This window comes from Pseudomonas sp. RGB (assembly GCF_007713445.1).
GTDB lineage: Bacteria > Pseudomonadota > Gammaproteobacteria > Pseudomonadales > Pseudomonadaceae > Aquipseudomonas.
Window position 1 is genome coordinate 358703 of the sequence record NZ_VMSH01000002.1, and the last position, 18113, is coordinate 376815.

Below are 18113 nucleotides of genomic sequence, written 5' to 3' on the forward strand. Positions count from 1 at the left end.
CTTATTTCTTCCCTTCCAGTGCTTCGTAGGCCTTCTTGATACGGCGGTCATAGTCGCCGTAATCCTCGCCGTTATAGTTGCGCGCCATGGCCACGTAGTCTTTGTCTTTCATGGCTTTGATCAACGCCGGGCTTTTGCTGCAAAAACCGAGGAACGCCTTTAATTGGTTGCCGGCATTGATCTTTAATGCCGCGGCAAATTCGAACACGGTCTTGTAACCACAGGAGGCGTAGTTGAACCCCATGATCTGGAACATACCCCAGGACGCCGACATCAAGGCCGCTTTCTGATCCAGCGCAAAGGCGGTGGCCATGGTTTCCCAGGCCTTGGCCTGGTCCTTGTTGTTGACTTGCCACTGCGGCCCGGCCTTCCTCACGTAGACATACGACAGCAGTGGATGTGCCTGGTCGTAGATGTGCTTGGTGTACTTGCGAAACAGGTGCCCTTCAAAAGCGATCACCGGCAGCTGGGCCGGCCCGAAACCGGAACGCCCGCCGGACTCCACAGTGGCGAACGCCTTGATGATATTCACCGAAATACCGCTGCCCAACTGCGTGGCGGCGTTCTGGAAGTCGGTTTCGGTGAGCGTCATGCCGCCGTCGCACGTGGGCTGGAGCATCAATTGCCGGTTGCGTCGCTCGGCCTCGACCATCGCACGCATGCGGTCCAGGTACACATTGACCGTGGCCTGCACCGCATCGCCGTTGTTATTGCCGAACGCGTTGAGAAAGCTTGGAATGCGCATCGTCGGAAACGCCTTCACCGGCACTTTCACCGCTTCTTCGATCAGGCTGTTGAACGTACGACCGGTGGGGTCGATCACCCCATCGGGGTGCGCGTATTTAAGGTGGCGAAACTGATACTGGCTGATGCACTGCACCAACTGGCCGTCGCACTTGCCATTTTCGGCCAGCGGAAAACCCATCTTGGGAATGATCAAATTGAATAAATACTGGATGCACTGAACATCGGCAGGCAAGTTGCGCGCTTTACCGGGCGCGCCCACCGAAGCACTGATAAGACGGGGCAACCCTTGCAGGCTTTTCATCACTGACATCCTTGTAAGTTAAAGAAGTGCTGGCACTTCAATATCAATGCAGCGCTCTTGTTACACCTCGAAACAAGTGGCTGGCGGAAACTAACAAGATGGTTTTGGGTTGTCCAGTGGGCGCTTTGCACGTTGTGAAACAACCGTCATGCACGGCTACTTTTTCTTCTCCAGCGCCTCAAAGGCCTTCTGGATTCGCTTGTCGTAATCGCCATAATCCGCCCCGTTGTATTGGGCAGCCATGCCCGCGAAGTCCTTGTTCTTCATGGCCTTGAACAAGGCCGGGTTCTTGCGGCAAAAGCCGACGAACGCCATCAGTTGCTGGCCGGCGTTGAGTTTCATCGCGCTGACGAAATCGAAGACGCTCTTGTAACCGCAGGCGGCGAAGTTGAAGCCCATGATCTGAAACATGCCGTACGACGCCGACATCAACGCCGCTTCCTGGTTTAACTTGAACGCATCGGCCAGGGTCTGCCACGCCACCGCCTGGGTTTTGTTGTTGGCTTTCCATTGCGGGCCGGCTTTTTCCCGGTAGGGGTATGACAGCAGGGGATAGGCCTTGTCGTACTTCTGCTGGGTGTATTTGCGAAAGATGTGACCTTCATACGCGATCACCGGCATCTGGGCGGGGCCGAAGCCGGATCGCCCACCAGATTCCACAGTGGCGAACGCCTTGATGATGTTCACCGAGATACCGCTGCCCAGTGCTGTCGCGGCGCTTTGAAAGTCAGCATCGGTCAGCGTCACACGTCCATCACAGGTGGCTTTTGTAACCCAATGCAGTGTGTCTGGTTGGGCCGGAGCAGGCGCCGGAGGGCGTGGCGGGGTTGGGGCGACAGCGGCACCGGCCGAGTCGTTGGCCGGGGTCACGGGAGTTGCCTTGCGTGCATCTTCGAGCAGGGCGCTGAACGTTCGGCCTGCCGGGTCAATCACGCCGTCGGGTGTGGCGACCTTGAGACGATTGGATTGATAGTCCTTGATACGCTGGACCAGCAGCGGGCCGCACTTGCCATCCACCAGCAAAGGCGAAGCGGGTTTGGCGGTGATCAGGTTGAATAGATTCTGAATGGATCGAACATCATCAGAGTCATTGCGGGCCTTGCCGGCGGTGCCGACGGAACCGCTGATACGGCTGGGTATACCTTGGAGGCTGTGCATGGCAATCATCCTTTCTGATTGAAGGAGTGCCATCACTTCTTTACTACTCCAGCACCACGGTCATTTTTTGAAAAAAACCCATGATTGACGCTAGCAGACGGTCGAAGGTTGTCCAGCAAAAAGCCGTCATGGCTGCGCACTACAAATGGGCAGATGACTGAAGAAACGTTTTTTGATTTGAAACAGAGGGGGTTGCGGGAGAGCGTTATGGAGGCAACCCCACCAGCCACACCCCGGCACACAATGTTCCCGCTGTGGCTGCTGCCTTCCGGCTCTGACCAGGTTCACGGGTAATCGTTGCGGGGGGACCGATGGGGTCACCATAACGACGCTCGCCTCTCGGCAAGCCGCGCCATTGTACCGATCTCATCGGAAGTTACAACCGTTGGTTCAGGATTAAAAATTCAAGGGGCTCAAGCACTTGTGCCCCTACAGAATCACGGCTTCATCTGCCCTGCCGCCCTCTTCCTGGATGACCAGGTGAATAAAGTGCAGCTTGGCGATCACCGCCGGCGGCAGCACAAAGGGATAAAAATCCGGCTGGCCCATGCTGCGCGACAGTTCATTGAGCATGCCGGCCAGTTCAATCCAGGCGTTGACGAACGACAGGAACGCCGTACCGCCTGGGTGTTCGGGGTCGTAAAGGGTGCTGAGGGGAAATGGCTGGTAATCCAGGTCCATCTCGCGGGCACTCATGCCAAAGCCCAGGGCGGTGTCGACGGCGTCCATCATGTGCAGGTAGTGGGCCCAGGTTTCGGCCCAGTCTTCCCAAGGGTGCATGGTGGCGTAGGCGCTGACGCAAGTCTGCTGCCAGTCGGGGCGCGGGCCGTTCTGGTAATGATGGTCGAGTGCATCGGCGTAGCTGGCGCGTTCGTCGCCGAACAAGGCGCGAAAAGGTTCGAGCCAGTTGGTATCGGCGATCAGGCGGTCCCAGTAGTAATGGCCGACCTCATGGCGAAAGTGGCCAAGCAGCGTGCGGTAAGGCTCGCGCATTTGTACGCGAACTTTCTCACGGTGGGCGTCGTCGGCTTCCTTGATGTCGAGGGTAATCAGACCGTTGGCGTGGCCCGTCATCGGAGCATTGCCTTCCAGGTCGACGCCGACGAAGTCGAAGGCCAGGCCGTTGTCTTCATCGACGCTCTTGGGCACCACGTTCAGGCCGAGGCTGATCAGTTGCGCCACCAAACGGTGCTTGGCAGTTTCGACCTTGCGCCAGCGCTCGGCGTTTTCCGCGATCGACAGGTCGGGAATGGTGCGGTTCAGACTGCACGCCACGCACAGCGGCGCCGTACTGTGCGCCGGGATCAGCCAGTTGCAGGCGGCGGGAGTGTCGAGGTTGGCACAGCGACGGAAGGCGCCGGCGTCAAGGTTGTCGTCCTGCAGCCAGGTCCCGACAACCGGGCCCGGCTGTAAGGACGATACGCGGCTTTGCTGCGGCTGATAACCGAGCAGCGCCTGGCAAGCGAGGCACTGGCTGTTGCGAAAGAACAGCGATTGGCCACAGCGGCACTGCCACACCTTGCTGTTACGAGATGCGCCCGCCGTGAACGGTGCTGCGATGCGTGAACTGAGTTGCTCGAAGTAGCGGAACATGGCGATCTCTCTCTGGGTGACCAAGACTAGATCATTTCCCGTGAGAGATCGTTCCACTGGTGAGGGGGCTGCTGCGCAGGCCGACGCGGGGCAAGCCCGCTCGCCACAATAAGCAGCAGCTCACTCCCCGCACGCGCCATCAGACCGTGATGTTGTGCTTGGCCAGGAATGCCACGAACGCTTCTTCGTCCAACACCTTCAAGCCCAGTTCGCTGGCCTTGGCCAATTTCGAGCCGGCGCCCGGCCCGGCCACCACGCAGTGGGTTTTCGCCGAGACGGAGCCGGCGACCTTGGCGCCGAGGCTTTCAAGCTTGTCCTTGGCCACATCGCGGCTCATCAGCTCCAGTGAACCGGTGAGCACCCAGGTGTGCCCTGCTTCGGGCAAGCCTTCAACGACCTTCTTCTCGCTCTGCCAGTGCATGCCGAAGTCCTTGAGCTGCTGCTCGATGGCCAGGGCGTGTTTGGCGTTTTCCTGGATATCGAAAAACTCCCGAACGGTCTTGGTTTGTTTCTCGGGCAGTACTTGGCGGATATCGAACCAGGGAGCCTCGATCAACTTTTCAAGAGACTCGAATTTGTCGGCCAACTTTTGCGCAGCGCCCGGTCCAACCGAAGGAATATGTAGTTTGTCCAGAAAGCCACCGAATGTAGTACTGGCGGCGAACTCGGCACTCAGGTCGCCCTGATCCTGCAGTTGCAGGCCGCATTGCTCCGGCGACAACAGCGCGCCAATCACCTCCTGGTTATGGCTGTCTTCAAAGAAGCTGTGAATCTCGTGCGCCACTTCCAGGCCCACGTCGGGCAGGTACGTCAGCACTTCCGGCAAGGCCTTCTGCACACGCTCCAGAGACGCCAGGGAGCGCGCCAGCACCTTGGCGGTCTCCTCGCCCACATCCGGGATGCCCAAGGCGTAGATAAAGCGCGCCAGGGTTGGGGTCTTGCTGTTTTCGATGGCGGTGATCAGCTTCTTGCTGGAAATATCGGCAAAGCCTTCCAGGTCGATGATCTGCTCGTACTTGAGCTTGTAAAGGTCGGCCGGCGAACCGATGAGTTTTTCGTCCACCAACTGCTCGATGGTCTTGTCGCCTAGGCCGTCGATGTCCATGGCACGGCGCGAGACAAAATGGATAATCGCCTGCTTGAGCTGCGCGCCACAGGCCAGGCGCCCGACGCAGCGGTACACCGCGCCTTTGCTGACGGTTTCCTTGCCCTTGCTGCGCTTGACCAGTTGCGTGCGCTCCACGTGGGAGCCACACACCGGGCAGCTTTCGGGGACCTGCACCGCGCGGGCGTTTTCCGGGCGGCGTTCGGTGACCACCGAGACGACTTGCGGGATCACGTCACCGGCACGGCGGATGATCACCGTATCGCCGATCATCAGGCCCAGGCGCGCGACTTCATCCATGTTGTGCAAAGTGGCGTTGGACACGGTCACACCCGCGACCTTGACCGGCTTGAGGCGCGCAACGGGGGTGACGGCGCCGGTACGACCGACCTGAAATTCGACGTCGAGCAATTCAGTCAGCTCTTCCATGGCTGGGAATTTATGCGCGATGGCCCAGCGCGGTTCACGCGCGCGAAAACCCAGTTCACGTTGGGCAGCAATGCTGTTGACCTTGAACACCACGCCGTCGATTTCATAACCCAGGCTGTTACGCCGCTCGCCGATATCGCGGTAGTAGTCCAGGCATTCCTGGATACCCTTGGCCAACTTAAGTTCGTGGCTGATCGGCATGCCCCACTTCTGCAACTGCTTCAAGTTGCCGATGTGGGTGTCGCTGATGTCTGCGGTGACCTGGCCGATGCCATAGCAGCAGAACTCCAGCGGGCGGCTGGCGGTAATCTTCGAGTCCAACTGGCGCAGGCTGCCAGCCGCCGCGTTGCGCGGGTTGGCAAAGGTCTTGCCGCCGACTTCCAGCTGCGAGGCGTTCAGGCGCTCGAAACCGGCCTTGGACATGAACACTTCGCCGCGCACTTCCAGGGTCGCTGGCCAGCCGCTGCCGTGCAGCTTCAGCGGGATATTGCGCACAGTGCGCACGTTGACGCTGATGTCTTCGCCCGTCGTGCCATCGCCACGGGTGGCGCCGCGTACCAGTTCACCGTCTTGATACAGCAGGCTGACCGCCAGGCCATCCAGTTTGGGCTCACAGCTGTATTCCACCGCCGCGCCGCCGCCAAACAGATCGCCCACCGGCAGGTCGAGCCCTTCGGTGACCCGGCGATCAAATTCGAGCATGGTGGTTTCGTCAAAGGCGTTGCCGAGGCTGAGCATCGGTATTTCGTGCTTCACCTGAGTGAACGCCGACAACGCCGCACTGCCGACCCGCTGCGTCGGTGAATCACGCGTGACCAAATCCGGATGCTCGGCTTCCAGGGCTTTGAGCTCGTGGAACAGCCGGTCGTACTCGGCGTCCGGAATGCTCGGCTCGTCGAGCACGTGGTAACGGTAATTGTGCTGATCCAGTTCAGCGCGCAATTGGAGGATGCGGGTATGGGCGGCGGTCATGGGTGTTCTCTCAGAAAGCAAAAGAGCAGCCGAAGCTGCTCAATATGTTAGTGCGCTTATTCTACTGACAACGCTGAAGACCAATCCTCAGCGTTTCTGTGTCAGGGCGCGACGCTCGAACTCGACGATGCGCTGACGGTAGTGTTCGATGGTCTGGGCGGTCAGGACGCTGCGTTGGTCGTCCTTGAGCTCGCCGTTGAGTTCCTGAGACAGCTTGCGGGCCGCGGCCACCATCACGTCGAACGCTTGTTTGGGGTGACGCGGGCCTGGCAGGCCGAGGAAGAAGCTCACCGCCGGGGTGCTGAACAGGTCGATGTCGTCCAGATCGAAGGTGCCCGGCTTGACCGCGTTGGCCATGGAGAACAGCACTTCGCCGTTACCGGCCATGCTTTCGTGACGGTGGAAAATATCCATCTCGCCAAACCGCAAGCCGCTTTCCAGGATATTCTGCAACAGCGCCGGGCCTTTGAAACCGGCGGCGTCGCGGCAGATCACGCTGATCACCAAGACTTCTTCAGCGGCCGGCTGGTCATTGACCGACTGGCGTGGCGCGCTTTTGGTCGGGGTCTCGTCGGGGAAATCGTCATCGCGGCTGCTGAAGCTCGGGCCATCATCGACGTCAAGGTTCAGGTCGCCCTGATGCGGCTCGGCAACAGCGGCGCTGCCGCGTTTGCCACGCTTGGAAGAGGGTTCACGGGCTTCACGTACCGGCGCGCTCATCGACGGCAAGTCGTGTTCGTCCAGTTGCGGCTCTTTATGGGTATCCAGCACGCGAGGCGGCCCCAGCAGTTCGGCGCTGCCATCATCGTCAGGCAAGTTGGACAGGTTGCGGTCCAGACGGAACTTGAGCTTGCCCTTGCCACCGCGCATGCGGCGCCAGCCATCAAAAAGAATACCGGCAATGACAATAATGCCGATGACGATCAGCCACTCGCGCAGACCGATTTCCATGTAATCCCGTGCCTCTAATAAAAAATGCTGAAAAATAAGGGGTTTAGCAACATCCAAACCGCTTTAAAACGTGGCGCCAACTCTATGTTCTGACTGACGTTTTGCCCACGCATACGAGGAATTGACAATAAACTAGCACGACCTTCGATAACTTTACACAGTTGGCGCGAAATGTGTCGATTTGCCATGATTGGGCCACATGAAAGATCGCTTGCGCCAGCCGCCAACTGTGAGCTTCAAGCTGCAAGCTCTAAGCCTCAAACACGTGTAACCAGCAACTCGCCGCTAGGCATCCACCAGCGCCATCGCTTCTTCGACATCCACCGCCACCAAACGCGAACAACCGGGTTCGTGCATCGTTACCCCCATCAATTGATCGGCCATTTCCATGGCGATCTTGTTGTGGGTGATATAGATGAACTGCACGGTCTGGGACATCTCTTTAACCAACCGAGCGTAGCGTCCAACGTTAGCGTCATCCAGCGGGGCGTCAACTTCGTCGAGCATGCAAAACGGCGCCGGGTTCAACTTGAAGATCGCAAATACCAGCGCCAATGCCGTCAGTGCCTTTTCGCCACCGGACAACAAATGGATGGTGCTGTTCTTCTTGCCCGGAGGCCGCGCCATGATCGTCACCCCTGTATCGAGTAGATCTTCGCCCGTCAGTTCCAAGTAAGCGCTGCCACCACCGAAAACTTTCGGGAATAACGCCTGTAAACCGCCATTAATCTGATCAAAGGTATCTTTGAAGCGATTACGGGTTTCCTTGTCGATCTTGCGGATCACATTTTCCAAAGTGTCCAGGGCTTCCACCAGATCGGCGTCCTGGGCATCCAGATAACGTTTGCGCTCGGACTGCTGCTGATACTCGTCGATGGCTGCGAGGTTGATCGCGCCGAGTCGCTGAATACGCGCAGCAATTCGTTCAAGTTCTTCTTCGGCATCTTTCTCGTTGGCCTGGGCGGTCAACGTATTAAGCACGCCGTGCAGGTCGTAGCCGTCTTCCAGCAACTGGTCCTGCAGGGTCTTGCGGCGAACCGTCAGGGCCTGCCATTCCATGCGCTGCTGTTCGAGCTGGCCGCGAATCAACTGCGATTGCTGCTCGGCCTGGGTCCGGCGTTTTTCCGCATCGCGCAGTTCGCGGTCGGCGTCTTCCAGAGCGATTTGCGCAGTCTTGAGTTCTTCGTCGACGGTCATGCGCTTGTCGAGCAATTCTTCGAGCTTGAGCCGCAACTCTTCCAGCGGCGCTTCGCCCTCCTCCAGGTTGAGGCTCAGTTGCTCGCGCTTTTCGGTGAGGCGTTCGGATTGCATCTCCAGGCGCTCAAGGGCCTGACGCGTGGACGCGTGCTGAGCCTGCAACGAACCGAGGCGCACCGCCAATTGGTGAGCGTGATCCTTGTGCTGGCGCGCTTCCTGACGCACGCGGTCAAGGCGTTCGCGCAGGCTGTCGCGCTGGGCCAGCAGCAGTTCGCGCTGCTCGGTGTCCAGCGCCATGCTGTCGAGGGCTTCCTGCAGTTGCAGGCGCGCCTCACCGATTTGTTCGTGCTCAAGGGCGCGTTGCTCGCCCATCTCCGCCACTTCTTCGTCAAGACGGGTGCGGCGCAGGGTCAGCTGCTCGACCTTGGCCTTGCTCGCCGACAGTTGGGCCTTGAGTTCACCTTGCTGGCGCGCTTCGTCCTGCAACAGGCGGCGCAGGTGTTCGCGGCCAGTCTCTTGCTGGCGCTGGGTGGCGCGCAGGGTTTGCAGTTCGGTTTCCAGGCGCTCGAGAGTGGCTTCGCGTTCTTCGCGCTCGGCGCTCAGGTTGACGATTTCCTGGCCACGGGCCAATACGCCGCTTTCCGCTTCGCTGGCACGGCGCACACGCAGGAAGTGGCGACCCACCCAATAACCATCGCGGCTGATCAGGCTTTCGCCCGCGCCCAGTTGGCCGCGCTGCGCCAGGGCTTGCTCCAGGGAATCCACCGGTTTGACCTGCCCCAGCCAGGGCGACAGGTCAATCGCCGCCTCGACCTTGTCCAGCAGACTGCCCGGCACGCGCGTGCCATCGGCCGCCGGGCTGAGCAAACGCAGATCGCCCTGAGTAAAGCCAGCCAGGTCGAAGCCACCAAAATCGTCGACCAGCACCGCCTGCAGGTCGGCGCCGAGCACGGTCTCTACCGCCAGCTCCCAACCCGCTTCAACTGTTAACCCTTCAGCCAGGCGCGGGCGCTCGGCCAAATGCTGGTCGCGCAGCCACTCGGCAGTGCCGGTGCCGGGGTCCAGCGCGGCTTGCTGCAAGGCCTCCAGCGACGCCAATCGGCCGTTCAGCCGCTGCAAATCGCCCTGGGCCTGCTGCTGCGACTGGGTCGCCTGTTGCAGTTGCTGACGCAATTGCTCCAGGCGCTCCACTTGTTGTTCTTCGCTGGCTTCCAGCTCTTCCAGCGTCATCTCGCTTTCGGCCAGTTGCTCGCTCAGTTCCATGATCGCCGCGTCTTCCGGGTCGGCGGCGAGCAACACGCGCTCTTCCTGCAGACGCCGTTGGCGCTCGGCCAGACGCTCCATGCTGGTTTCCAGCTGCTGGATGCGCGACTGCTGCACCTCAGCCTGGCGGCGCGGCTCGGCGGATTGCAGGTTGAAAGCGTCCCACTGCTCCTGCCAGCCGTGCATGGTGGTTTCGGCTTCTTCCAGGGCGGCGGCGGCTTCTTCGGCGGCGGCGCTGGTGATTTCCTGCTCGGGGGTGAGCATGTCCAGCTCTTCGCCGAGGGTCAGCAGCAAGGTGCGGTCATGGCCCAGGTGCGATTCGGTCTCCAGGCGCGCGCGCTCGGCTTCCTTCAAATCATCTTGCAGTTGGCGCAGACGCTGCTGGCCATGCTGAATGCTCTGCTCGACCCGGGCGATGTCGCCACCCACCGAATAGAAGCGGCCCTGCACCAGATTGAAGCGCTCGGACAGGTCATGGTGACCGTCACGCAGGCGCTCGATGCTGGCGTCGGCATTGCGCTGTTCGGCCACCAGCGCTTCAAAGCTGATTTCCTGGGTGCCGATGATCGCTTCGCGCTGGCCGACCTGATCGTTCAGCGCCTGCCAGCGCAGGGCCGAGAGTTGCGCCTTGAGCTGGCGTTCTTCGCCCTTGTATTCCTGATACTTCTCGGCCGCCTGGGCCTGGCGGTGCAGGCGCTCCAACTGGCGCTCCAACTCTTCGCGCAGGTCGGTCAGGCGGGCGAGGTTTTCGTGGGTGCGGCGGATACGGTTTTCGGTCTCGCGGCGGCGCTCCTTGTACTTGGAGATGCCGGCTGCTTCTTCAATGAAATTACGCAGGTCTTCGGGCTTGGCTTCGATCAGCTTGGAGATCATGCCCTGCTCGATGATCGAGTAGCTGCGCGGGCCCAAGCCGGTGCCGAGGAAGATGTCGGTGATGTCCCGGCGCCGGCACTTGGTGCCGTTGAGGAAGTAGCTGTTCTGGCTGTCGCGCGTCACTTTGCGGCGAATGGAAATTTCCGCGTACGCCGCGTATTCGCCGATCAGGGTGCCGTCGGAGTTGTCGAACACCAGCTCGATGCTGGCCTGGCTCACCGGTTTACGGCTGGTGGAGCCATTGAAGATGACGTCGGTCATCGACTCGCCGCGCAGGTTTTTTGCCGAACTCTCGCCCATCACCCAGCGAACGGCGTCGATGATGTTCGACTTGCCGCAGCCATTGGGCCCCACCACCGCCGCCATGTTACTGGGGAAGTTCACCGTGGTCGGGTCGACGAAGGATTTGAACCCCGCCAGTTTGATGCACTTGAGCCGCACGTTTAGGCGTCCGCCAACGCAGCGATGACCAATGAACAACTGCGCTGGCCGTAGGCGGACAGCACCAGGCGAATCTGCGCCAGGTCACGCGCCAGCACGGCGGCGAGCAGTTGCTCGAACAGCGCCAGGTACTCGCTCATGGACGCCTTGCGCTGATCCAGCGCCAGGTAATAGGCGCGGTTCATCGCCGGCTGCAGGTTCTCGACGGTTTCCTGCAAATACGGGTTGTTGGCAAAAGGGTACGCGGCGCGCATCACGTTGAAGCTTTCTTCGACGAAGGCGCGGATGTCCTGACGCTCAAAACTGTTCACCAGACGCTGCTGGATCTGCAGGAACGGCGTCATGTCGGCCTGCACCTTCCAGCCCTCGGCCACCGCGTTGCCGAGCAGGATGTACAACTCGCCCATCAGCGTGCACAGGCTCTGCACCTTGTGCGCGGTGAGCTCGGTGACGTGGGCGCCACGGCGCGGCAGGATCGCGATCAGGTGGCGGCGCTCGAGGATCAATAAGGCTTCACGCACGGAACCACGGCTGACATTGAGCGCCAGCGTAACTTTCTGTTCCTGGATCCGCTCCCCAGGCTTGAGATCGCCGCGAATGATACGTTCGGCGAGGTGGTGAGCAATTTGCTCGGCGAGACTGTCCGGCGCCTTGAACGTCATGTTTTCCCTTCAGAATCTTCTATCAGTACAAGCGCGGCAGTGTAGCGCATTGGCCCGCTGATGGCGCTACGCCCACGGTGGCGAATTTGGCATGAAATAAGCAGCGATGAAAACCCACAAGCCGCCAAAAACAACGGTTCCAGAAGACTGGACCATAATTGAAAGTGTTGTGACCGCAATTTCTTGACCTCCTGGTCAGAAAATCATTGACCGAAAAGTCAGACATGACTAGATTCGGCGCAAAGCGGTTAACAACAATAATGAGTCTGCGAGGCCTTCCGTGATCCAGTTTTTACTCAACCAGGAACTCCGTAGTGAGCACGCCCTGGACCCCAACCTGACCGTGCTCAACTATTTGCGTGAGCACGTTGGCAAACCCGGTACCAAGGAAGGCTGCGCCAGCGGCGATTGCGGGGCGTGCACCGTCGTGGTCGGCGAGTTGCACCGCGACGAACAAGGCGCGGAGCAGATTCGTTATCGCAGCCTCAACTCATGCCTGACCTTTGTGTCGTCGCTGCACGGCAAACAGCTGATCAGCGTTGAAGACCTCAAGCACCAGGGCCAACTGCACAGCGTGCAAAAAGCCATGGTCGAGTGCCACGGCTCGCAATGCGGCTTTTGCACGCCGGGCTTTGTGATGTCGTTGTTTGCCCTGCAAAAGAACAGCGACGCCCCCGACAGCCAAAAAGCCCACGAAGCGCTGGCCGGCAACCTGTGCCGTTGCACCGGCTACCGCCCGATCCTGGCCGCCGCCGAACAGGCCTGCTGCAACAAACCCGTCGACCAGTTTGACAGCCGCCAGGCCGAGACCATCGCGCGCCTCAAAGCCATTGCGCCAACGCAGACCGGCGAACTCAACAGTGGCGACAAACGCTGCCTGGTGCCGCTGACCGTCGCCGACCTGGCCGACCTCTACGACGCCTACCCGCAAGCCCGGCTGCTGGCCGGCGGCACCGACCTGGCGCTGGAAGTCACGCAGTTTCATCGCACGCTGCCGGTGATGATCTACGTCGGCAATATCGAAGAAATGAAGCGCATCGAGCGCTTCGACGACCGCCTGGAAATCGGCGCCGCCACCGCCCTCTCCGACTGCTACACCGCGCTGCACCACGAATACCCGGACTTCGGCGACTTGCTGCACCGCTTCGCCTCCCTGCAAATCCGCAACCAGGGCACCTTGGGCGGCAACATCGGCAACGCTTCGCCGATTGGTGATTCGCCGCCGCTGCTGATCGCCCTGGGTGCACAGATCGTGCTGTGTAAAGGCAACGTGCGCCGCACCCTGGCGCTGGAAGACTACTTCATCGACTACCGTGTCACCGCGCGTCAGGACAGCGAGTTCATCGAGAAAATCATCGTGCCCAAGGGCCACACACTGTTCCGTGCCTACAAGGTGTCCAAGCGCCTGGACGATGATATTTCCGCGGTGTGCGCCGCTTTCAACCTGAAGATCGAGAACGGCGTGATCAACCAGGCACGCGTCGCCTTCGGGGGCATGGCCGCCACGCCCAAACGCGCGAAAAGCTGCGAAGCCGTGCTGGTGGGCGCCACCTGGAACGCCGCCACGGTGGAAAAAGCCTGCGCCGCCCTGGCCGAGGATTTCACCCCGCTGTCGGACTTTCGCGCCAGTAAGGAATACCGTCTGCTCAGCGCGCAGAACCTGCTGCGCAAATACTTCATCGAACTGCAAACGCCGCACATCGAGACTCGGGTGACCGCTTATGTCTAACCATCACGCCGTCGTTAAAACCCAGGCCGAACTCGCCGAGTTGTTCGCCCAAGACCTGACCTCCGGGGTCGGCCGCAGCGTCAAGCATGACAGCGCCGCCAAGCATGTGTCCGGCGAGGCGCAGTACATCGATGACCGCCTGGAATTTCCCAACCAACTGCACCTGTATGCGCGCATGTCCGACCGCGCCCACGCCCGCATCCTCAGCATCGACACCGCGCCCTGCTACGCCTTTGACGGCGTGCGCATCGCGATCACCCACGAAGACGTGCCGGGCCTGAAAGACATCGGCCCGCTGATGCCCGGCGACCCGTTGCTGGCCATCGACACGGTGCAGTTTGTCGGCCAGGTGGTGCTGGCCGTGGCCGCGCGCGACCTGGAAACCGCACGCAAAGCGGCCATGGCGGCGGTGATCGAATACGAAGACCTGGAGCCGGTGCTGGACGTGGTCGAGGCCTTTCGCAACAAGCATTTCGTGCTCGACAGCCACACTCACCAGCGCGGCGACTCGGCAGGTGCACTGGCCACGGCGAAAAACCGTATCCAGGGCACGCTGCACATCGGCGGCCAGGAACACTTCTACCTGGAAACCCAGATCTCGTCGGTGATGCCCACCGAAGACGGCGGCATGATCGTCTATTGCTCCACGCAAAACCCCACCGAAGTGCAGAAGTTGGTGGCCGAAGTGCTCGACGTGTCGATGAACAAAATCGTCGTCGACATGCGCCGCATGGGCGGCGGTTTCGGCGGCAAGGAAACCCAGGCCGCCAGCCCCGCCTGCCTGTGCGCGGTGGTGGCACGTCTCACCGGCCAACCGACCAAAATGCGCTTGCCGCGCGTCGAAGACATGCTGATGACCGGCAAGCGTCACCCGTTCTATATCGAATACGACGTGGGCTTTGACGACACGGGTCGCCTGCACGGGATCAACCTCGAACTGGCGGGTAACTGCGGCTGCTCGCCGGACTTATCGAACTCGATTGTCGACCGCGCGATGTTCCACGCCGACAATTCGTATTACCTGGGCGACGCTACGGTCAATGGCCATCGTTGCAAGACCAACACGGCCTCCAACACCGCGTATCGCGGCTTCGGCGGGCCACAAGGCATGGTCGCCATCGAGGAAGTGATGGACGCCATCGCTCGGCACCTGGGTCTGGACCCATTGGCGGTGCGCAAGGCCAATTACTACGGCAAGACCGAGCGCAACGTCACCCACTACTACCAAACCGTCGAGCACAACATGCTCGAAGAGATGACCGCCGAGCTTGAAGCCAGCAGCCAATACGCCGAGCGCCGCGAAGCGATCCGCCTGTACAACGCCCACAGCCCGATCCTGAAAAAAGGCCTGGCGCTGACGCCGGTGAAGTTCGGTATTTCGTTTACCGCCAGCTTCCTGAACCAGGCCGGTGCGCTGATCCACATCTACACCGACGGCAGCATCCATTTGAACCACGGCGGCACCGAGATGGGCCAGGGCTTGAACACCAAGGTCGCACAAGTGGTGGCCGAAGTGTTCCAGGTCGACATCGACCGCGTGCAGATCACCGCCACCAACACCGACAAAGTGCCCAACACCTCGCCCACCGCCGCGTCCAGCGGTGCCGACCTGAACGGCAAGGCTGCGCAGAACGCCGCCGAAACCATCAAGCAGCGCCTGGTGGAGTTTGCCGCACGCAAGTACGACGTGAGTGAAGCGGATGTGGAGTTTCACAATGGTCACGTGCGGGTACGCGACCAGATCCTGACCTTTGAAAGCCTGATCCAGCAGGCGTATTTCGCCCAGGTCTCGCTGTCGAGCACTGGCTTCTATAAAACCCCGAAAATCTTCTACGACCGCAGCCAGGCGCGGGGCCGGCCGTTCTATTACTTCGCGTTCGGCGCGGCCTGCTGCGAAGTGATCGTCGACACCCTCACCGGCGAATACAAGATGTTGCGCACCGACATCCTGCACGACGTGGGCGCCTCGCTGAACCCGGCCATCGACATCGGCCAGGTGGAAGGCGGCTTTATCCAGGGCATGGGCTGGCTGACCATGGAAGAGCTGGTGTGGAACAACAAAGGCAAGCTGATGACCAACGGCCCGGCCAGCTACAAGATCCCGGCCGTGGCTGACATGCCCCTGGATTTACGCGTGAAGCTGGTGGAAAACCGCAAGAACCCGGAGGACACGGTGTTCCATTCCAAGGCCGTGGGTGAGCCGCCGTTCATGCTCGGGATCGCCTCGTGGTGCGCGATCAAGGATGCCGTGGCGAGTGTGGGTGAGTATCGCCATCAGCCCAAGATTGATGCACCGGCCACACCCGAGCGGGTGTTGTGGGGGTGTGAGCAGATGCGGCAGTTGCAGGCGGCAAAGGCTGTTGAGGCTGAAACCGAGATGGCTTCGCTCTAAGACCGAGGCGCTGCCATCGCAGGCAAGCCAGCTCCCACATTTGATGGTGTTCACACATCAAAATGTGGGAGGGGGCTTGGCCCCGATAGCGGCCTGACAGACGCCACAAGAGGTGACTATGAACAACTGGATCAGCGCCCTCGCCGACCTGCAGAACCGCGGCGAACCCTGCGTGCTGGTGACCATCATCGAAGAGCTCGGCTCCACGCCGCGCAATGCCGGCTCGAAGATGGTGATCAGCGCCGCGCAGACCTTCGACACCATCGGTGGCGGGCACTTGGAATACAAGGCGATGCAGATCGCCCGCGACATGCTCGTGCGCGGCCAGCAAAACACGCATCTGGAGCGCTTCAGCCTCGGTGCAAGCCTGGGCCAGTGCTGCGGCGGTGTGACTGTGCTGCTGTTTGAACCCATGGGCCAGGTGCAGGCGCACATTGCAGTGTTTGGCGCCGGCCACGTCGGCCGCGCGTTGGTGCCGCTGTTGGCGAGCCTGCCGTGCCGGGTGCGCTGGATCGATTCCCGCGACCAGGAGTTTCCGGAAGACATTCCCCAGGGCGTGCGTAAAATCGTCAGCGAGGAGCCTGTCGACGAAATTGCCGACCTGCCAGTGGGCAGTTACTGCATCGTCATGACCCACAATCACGCGCTGGACCTGGAACTGACCGCCGCGCTGCTCAAGCGCAATGACTTTGCCTACTTCGGGCTGATCGGCTCGAAAACCAAACGGGTCAAGTTCGAACACCGCCTGCGTGATCGCGGCTTCGACACCGCGCAGCTGCAACGCATGCGCTGCCCGATGGGCCTCACCGAGGTGAAGGGCAAACTGCCGGTGGAGATCGCCATCTCCATCGCCGGCGAAATCATCGCCACCTATAACGCCAATTTCGGCCAGCACACCGCGAGCGCCGAACCCATTGCCAAACTGCTGCCGGCCTCGCGCCGCAGCCAAGCACTCTAAATTGAGATAACCATGCCTTTGACTCGCAAAGCCTACCGTGCCGCCATCCTGCACAGCATCGCCGACCCTGCTGAAGTGGGGATCGAAGCGTCCTATGAGTATTTCGAAGACGGCCTGCTGGTGATCGATAACGGCCAGATCAGCGCCCTGGGCCACGCCAGCGATTTGCTGCCGACGCTGCCCACCGATATCGACGTTACCCATTACCAGGATGCGCTGATCACGCCGGGCCTGATCGACACCCATATCCACCTGCCGCAAACCGGTATGGTCGGCGCCTATGGCGAGCAGTTGCTGGATTGGCTCAACACCTACACCTTCCCGTGCGAAAGCCAGTTCGCCGACAAGGCCCATGCCGAAGAAGTCGCGGATATCTTCATCAAGGAACTGCTGCGCAATGGCACCACCACGGCGCTGGTGTTCGGCAGCGTGCACCCGCAATCAGTCAATTCGTTTTTTGAAGCGGCCGAGAAACTCGACCTGCGCATGATCGCCGGCAAGGTAATGATGGACCGCAACGCGCCGGACTATCTGACCGACACCGCCGAATCCGGCTACCAGGAAAGCAAGGCGCTGATCGAACGCTGGCACGGCAAGGGCCGTTTGCACTACGCGGTCACGCCACGTTTTGCCCCGACCAGCACCCCGGCGCAACTGACGCTGGCCGGGCAATTGCTGGGCGAATACCCGGACCTGTACATGCAGACTCACATCAGTGAAAACCTGCAGGAAGTGGCATGGGTGAAAGAGCTGTTCCCGGAGCGCAAGGGCTACCTGGACGTGTATGACCACTACAAATTGCTGGGTGAGCGTTCGGTGTTTGCCCACGGCGTGCACCTGTGCGATGACGAGTGCGCGCGCCTCGCCGAAACGGGTTCGGCGGTAGCGTTCTGCCCGACCTCGAACTTCTTCCTCGGCAGTGGCTTGTTCAACCTGCCGATGGCCGAGAAACACAAGCTGAATGTCGGCCTGGGCACTGACGTGGGCGGCGGTACCAGCTTCTCGCTGCTGCAAACGTTGAACGAGGCCTACAAGGTCATGCAGTTGCAGGGCGCGCGGTTGAGCCCGTTCAAGTCGCTGTACCTGGCCACTTTGGGCGGCGCGCGAGCGCTGCGTTTGGCAGACAAGATCGGCACCTTGCAGCCGGGCACTGACGCGGACTTTTTAGTGCTGGATTACAACGCCACGCCGCTGCTCAGCTATCGCTTGAAGCAGGCGAATAATATTGCCGAGACGTTGTTTGTGCTGATGACGCTGGGGGATGACCGGGCGGTGTTGCAGACATATGCGGCCGGCAATCTCGTGCATCAACGCTGATCTAAAGCACACCGAGAAACAAATG

Annotated in this window: 11 protein-coding genes and 1 other RNA gene; 4 read left to right on the top strand and 8 right to left on the bottom strand. The window is 60.6% G+C overall.

The annotated features are described in order from the left end of the window. Position 1: 1 nt before the first annotated feature. From FPT15_RS05350 to FPT15_RS05385, 8 genes are all read right to left on the bottom strand, one after another. Complete coding sequence (locus FPT15_RS05350) at positions 2–1048, bottom strand: N-acetylmuramidase family protein (protein WP_145159082.1); 1047 nt, start codon at positions 1046–1048, stop codon at positions 2–4. A gap of 156 nt (positions 1049–1204) precedes the next feature. Beyond that, positions 1205–2206, bottom strand: a complete 1002-nt coding sequence (locus FPT15_RS05355; RefSeq protein ID WP_145159084.1) for an N-acetylmuramidase family protein — start codon at positions 2204–2206, stop codon at positions 1205–1207. Between the two features lie 217 nt (positions 2207–2423). Further along, an RNA gene (ffs, locus tag FPT15_RS05360) (signal recognition particle sRNA small type) lies at positions 2424–2520 on the bottom strand. 115 nt (positions 2521–2635) lie between these two features. After that, positions 2636–3799: a putative zinc-binding metallopeptidase gene (locus FPT15_RS05365; protein WP_145159086.1), complete on the bottom strand. Its 1164-nt coding sequence runs from the start codon at positions 3797–3799 to the stop codon at positions 2636–2638. Between the two features lie 139 nt (positions 3800–3938). After that, complete coding sequence (ligA, locus tag FPT15_RS05370; protein WP_145159088.1) at positions 3939–6305, bottom strand: NAD-dependent DNA ligase LigA; 2367 nt, start codon at positions 6303–6305, stop codon at positions 3939–3941. An 87-nt stretch (positions 6306–6392) separates the two neighbouring features. Then, a complete protein-coding gene (gene zipA / locus FPT15_RS05375; RefSeq protein ID WP_034119293.1) occupies positions 6393–7256 on the bottom strand; it encodes a cell division protein ZipA in 864 nt (287 codons plus the stop codon). Positions 7257–7541: 285 nt separating this feature from the next. Next, entirely contained in the window at positions 7542–11030 is a 3489-nt protein-coding gene (smc, locus tag FPT15_RS05380) for a chromosome segregation protein SMC (protein WP_145159090.1), read from the bottom strand. Positions 11031–11032: 2 nt separating this feature from the next. Next, the gene (locus FPT15_RS05385) at positions 11033–11692 is read right to left on the bottom strand and encodes a GntR family transcriptional regulator (RefSeq protein ID WP_145159092.1); all 660 of its coding nucleotides are present in this window, start codon (positions 11690–11692) and stop codon (positions 11033–11035) included. 280 nt (positions 11693–11972) lie between these two features. On the opposite strand from FPT15_RS05385, the gene xdhA reads away from it, so the two are divergent. The 4 genes from xdhA (at position 11973) to guaD (ending at position 18088) form a co-directional block, all read left to right on the top strand. Continuing rightward, positions 11973–13421, top strand: coding sequence for a xanthine dehydrogenase small subunit (gene xdhA, locus FPT15_RS05390; protein WP_145159094.1), 1449 nt, complete (start codon positions 11973–11975; stop codon positions 13419–13421). Beyond that, on the top strand, positions 13414–15813 hold the full coding sequence (gene xdhB / locus FPT15_RS05395; RefSeq protein ID WP_145159096.1) for a xanthine dehydrogenase molybdopterin binding subunit: 2400 nt from the start codon (positions 13414–13416) through the stop codon (positions 15811–15813). Before xdhA ends, xdhB begins: the two co-directional genes overlap by 8 nt. A 118-nt stretch (positions 15814–15931) precedes the next feature. Beyond that, positions 15932–16771 carry a xanthine dehydrogenase accessory protein XdhC gene (xdhC, locus tag FPT15_RS05400; RefSeq protein ID WP_145159098.1) on the top strand — a complete coding sequence of 280 codons (840 nt, stop codon included), beginning with the start codon at positions 15932–15934 and terminating at the stop codon, positions 16769–16771. A gap of 12 nt (positions 16772–16783) precedes the next feature. Continuing rightward, a complete protein-coding gene (gene guaD, locus FPT15_RS05405) occupies positions 16784–18088 on the top strand; it encodes a guanine deaminase (protein ID WP_145159100.1) in 1305 nt (434 codons plus the stop codon). The last annotated feature ends 25 nt before the right edge of the window (positions 18089–18113 follow it).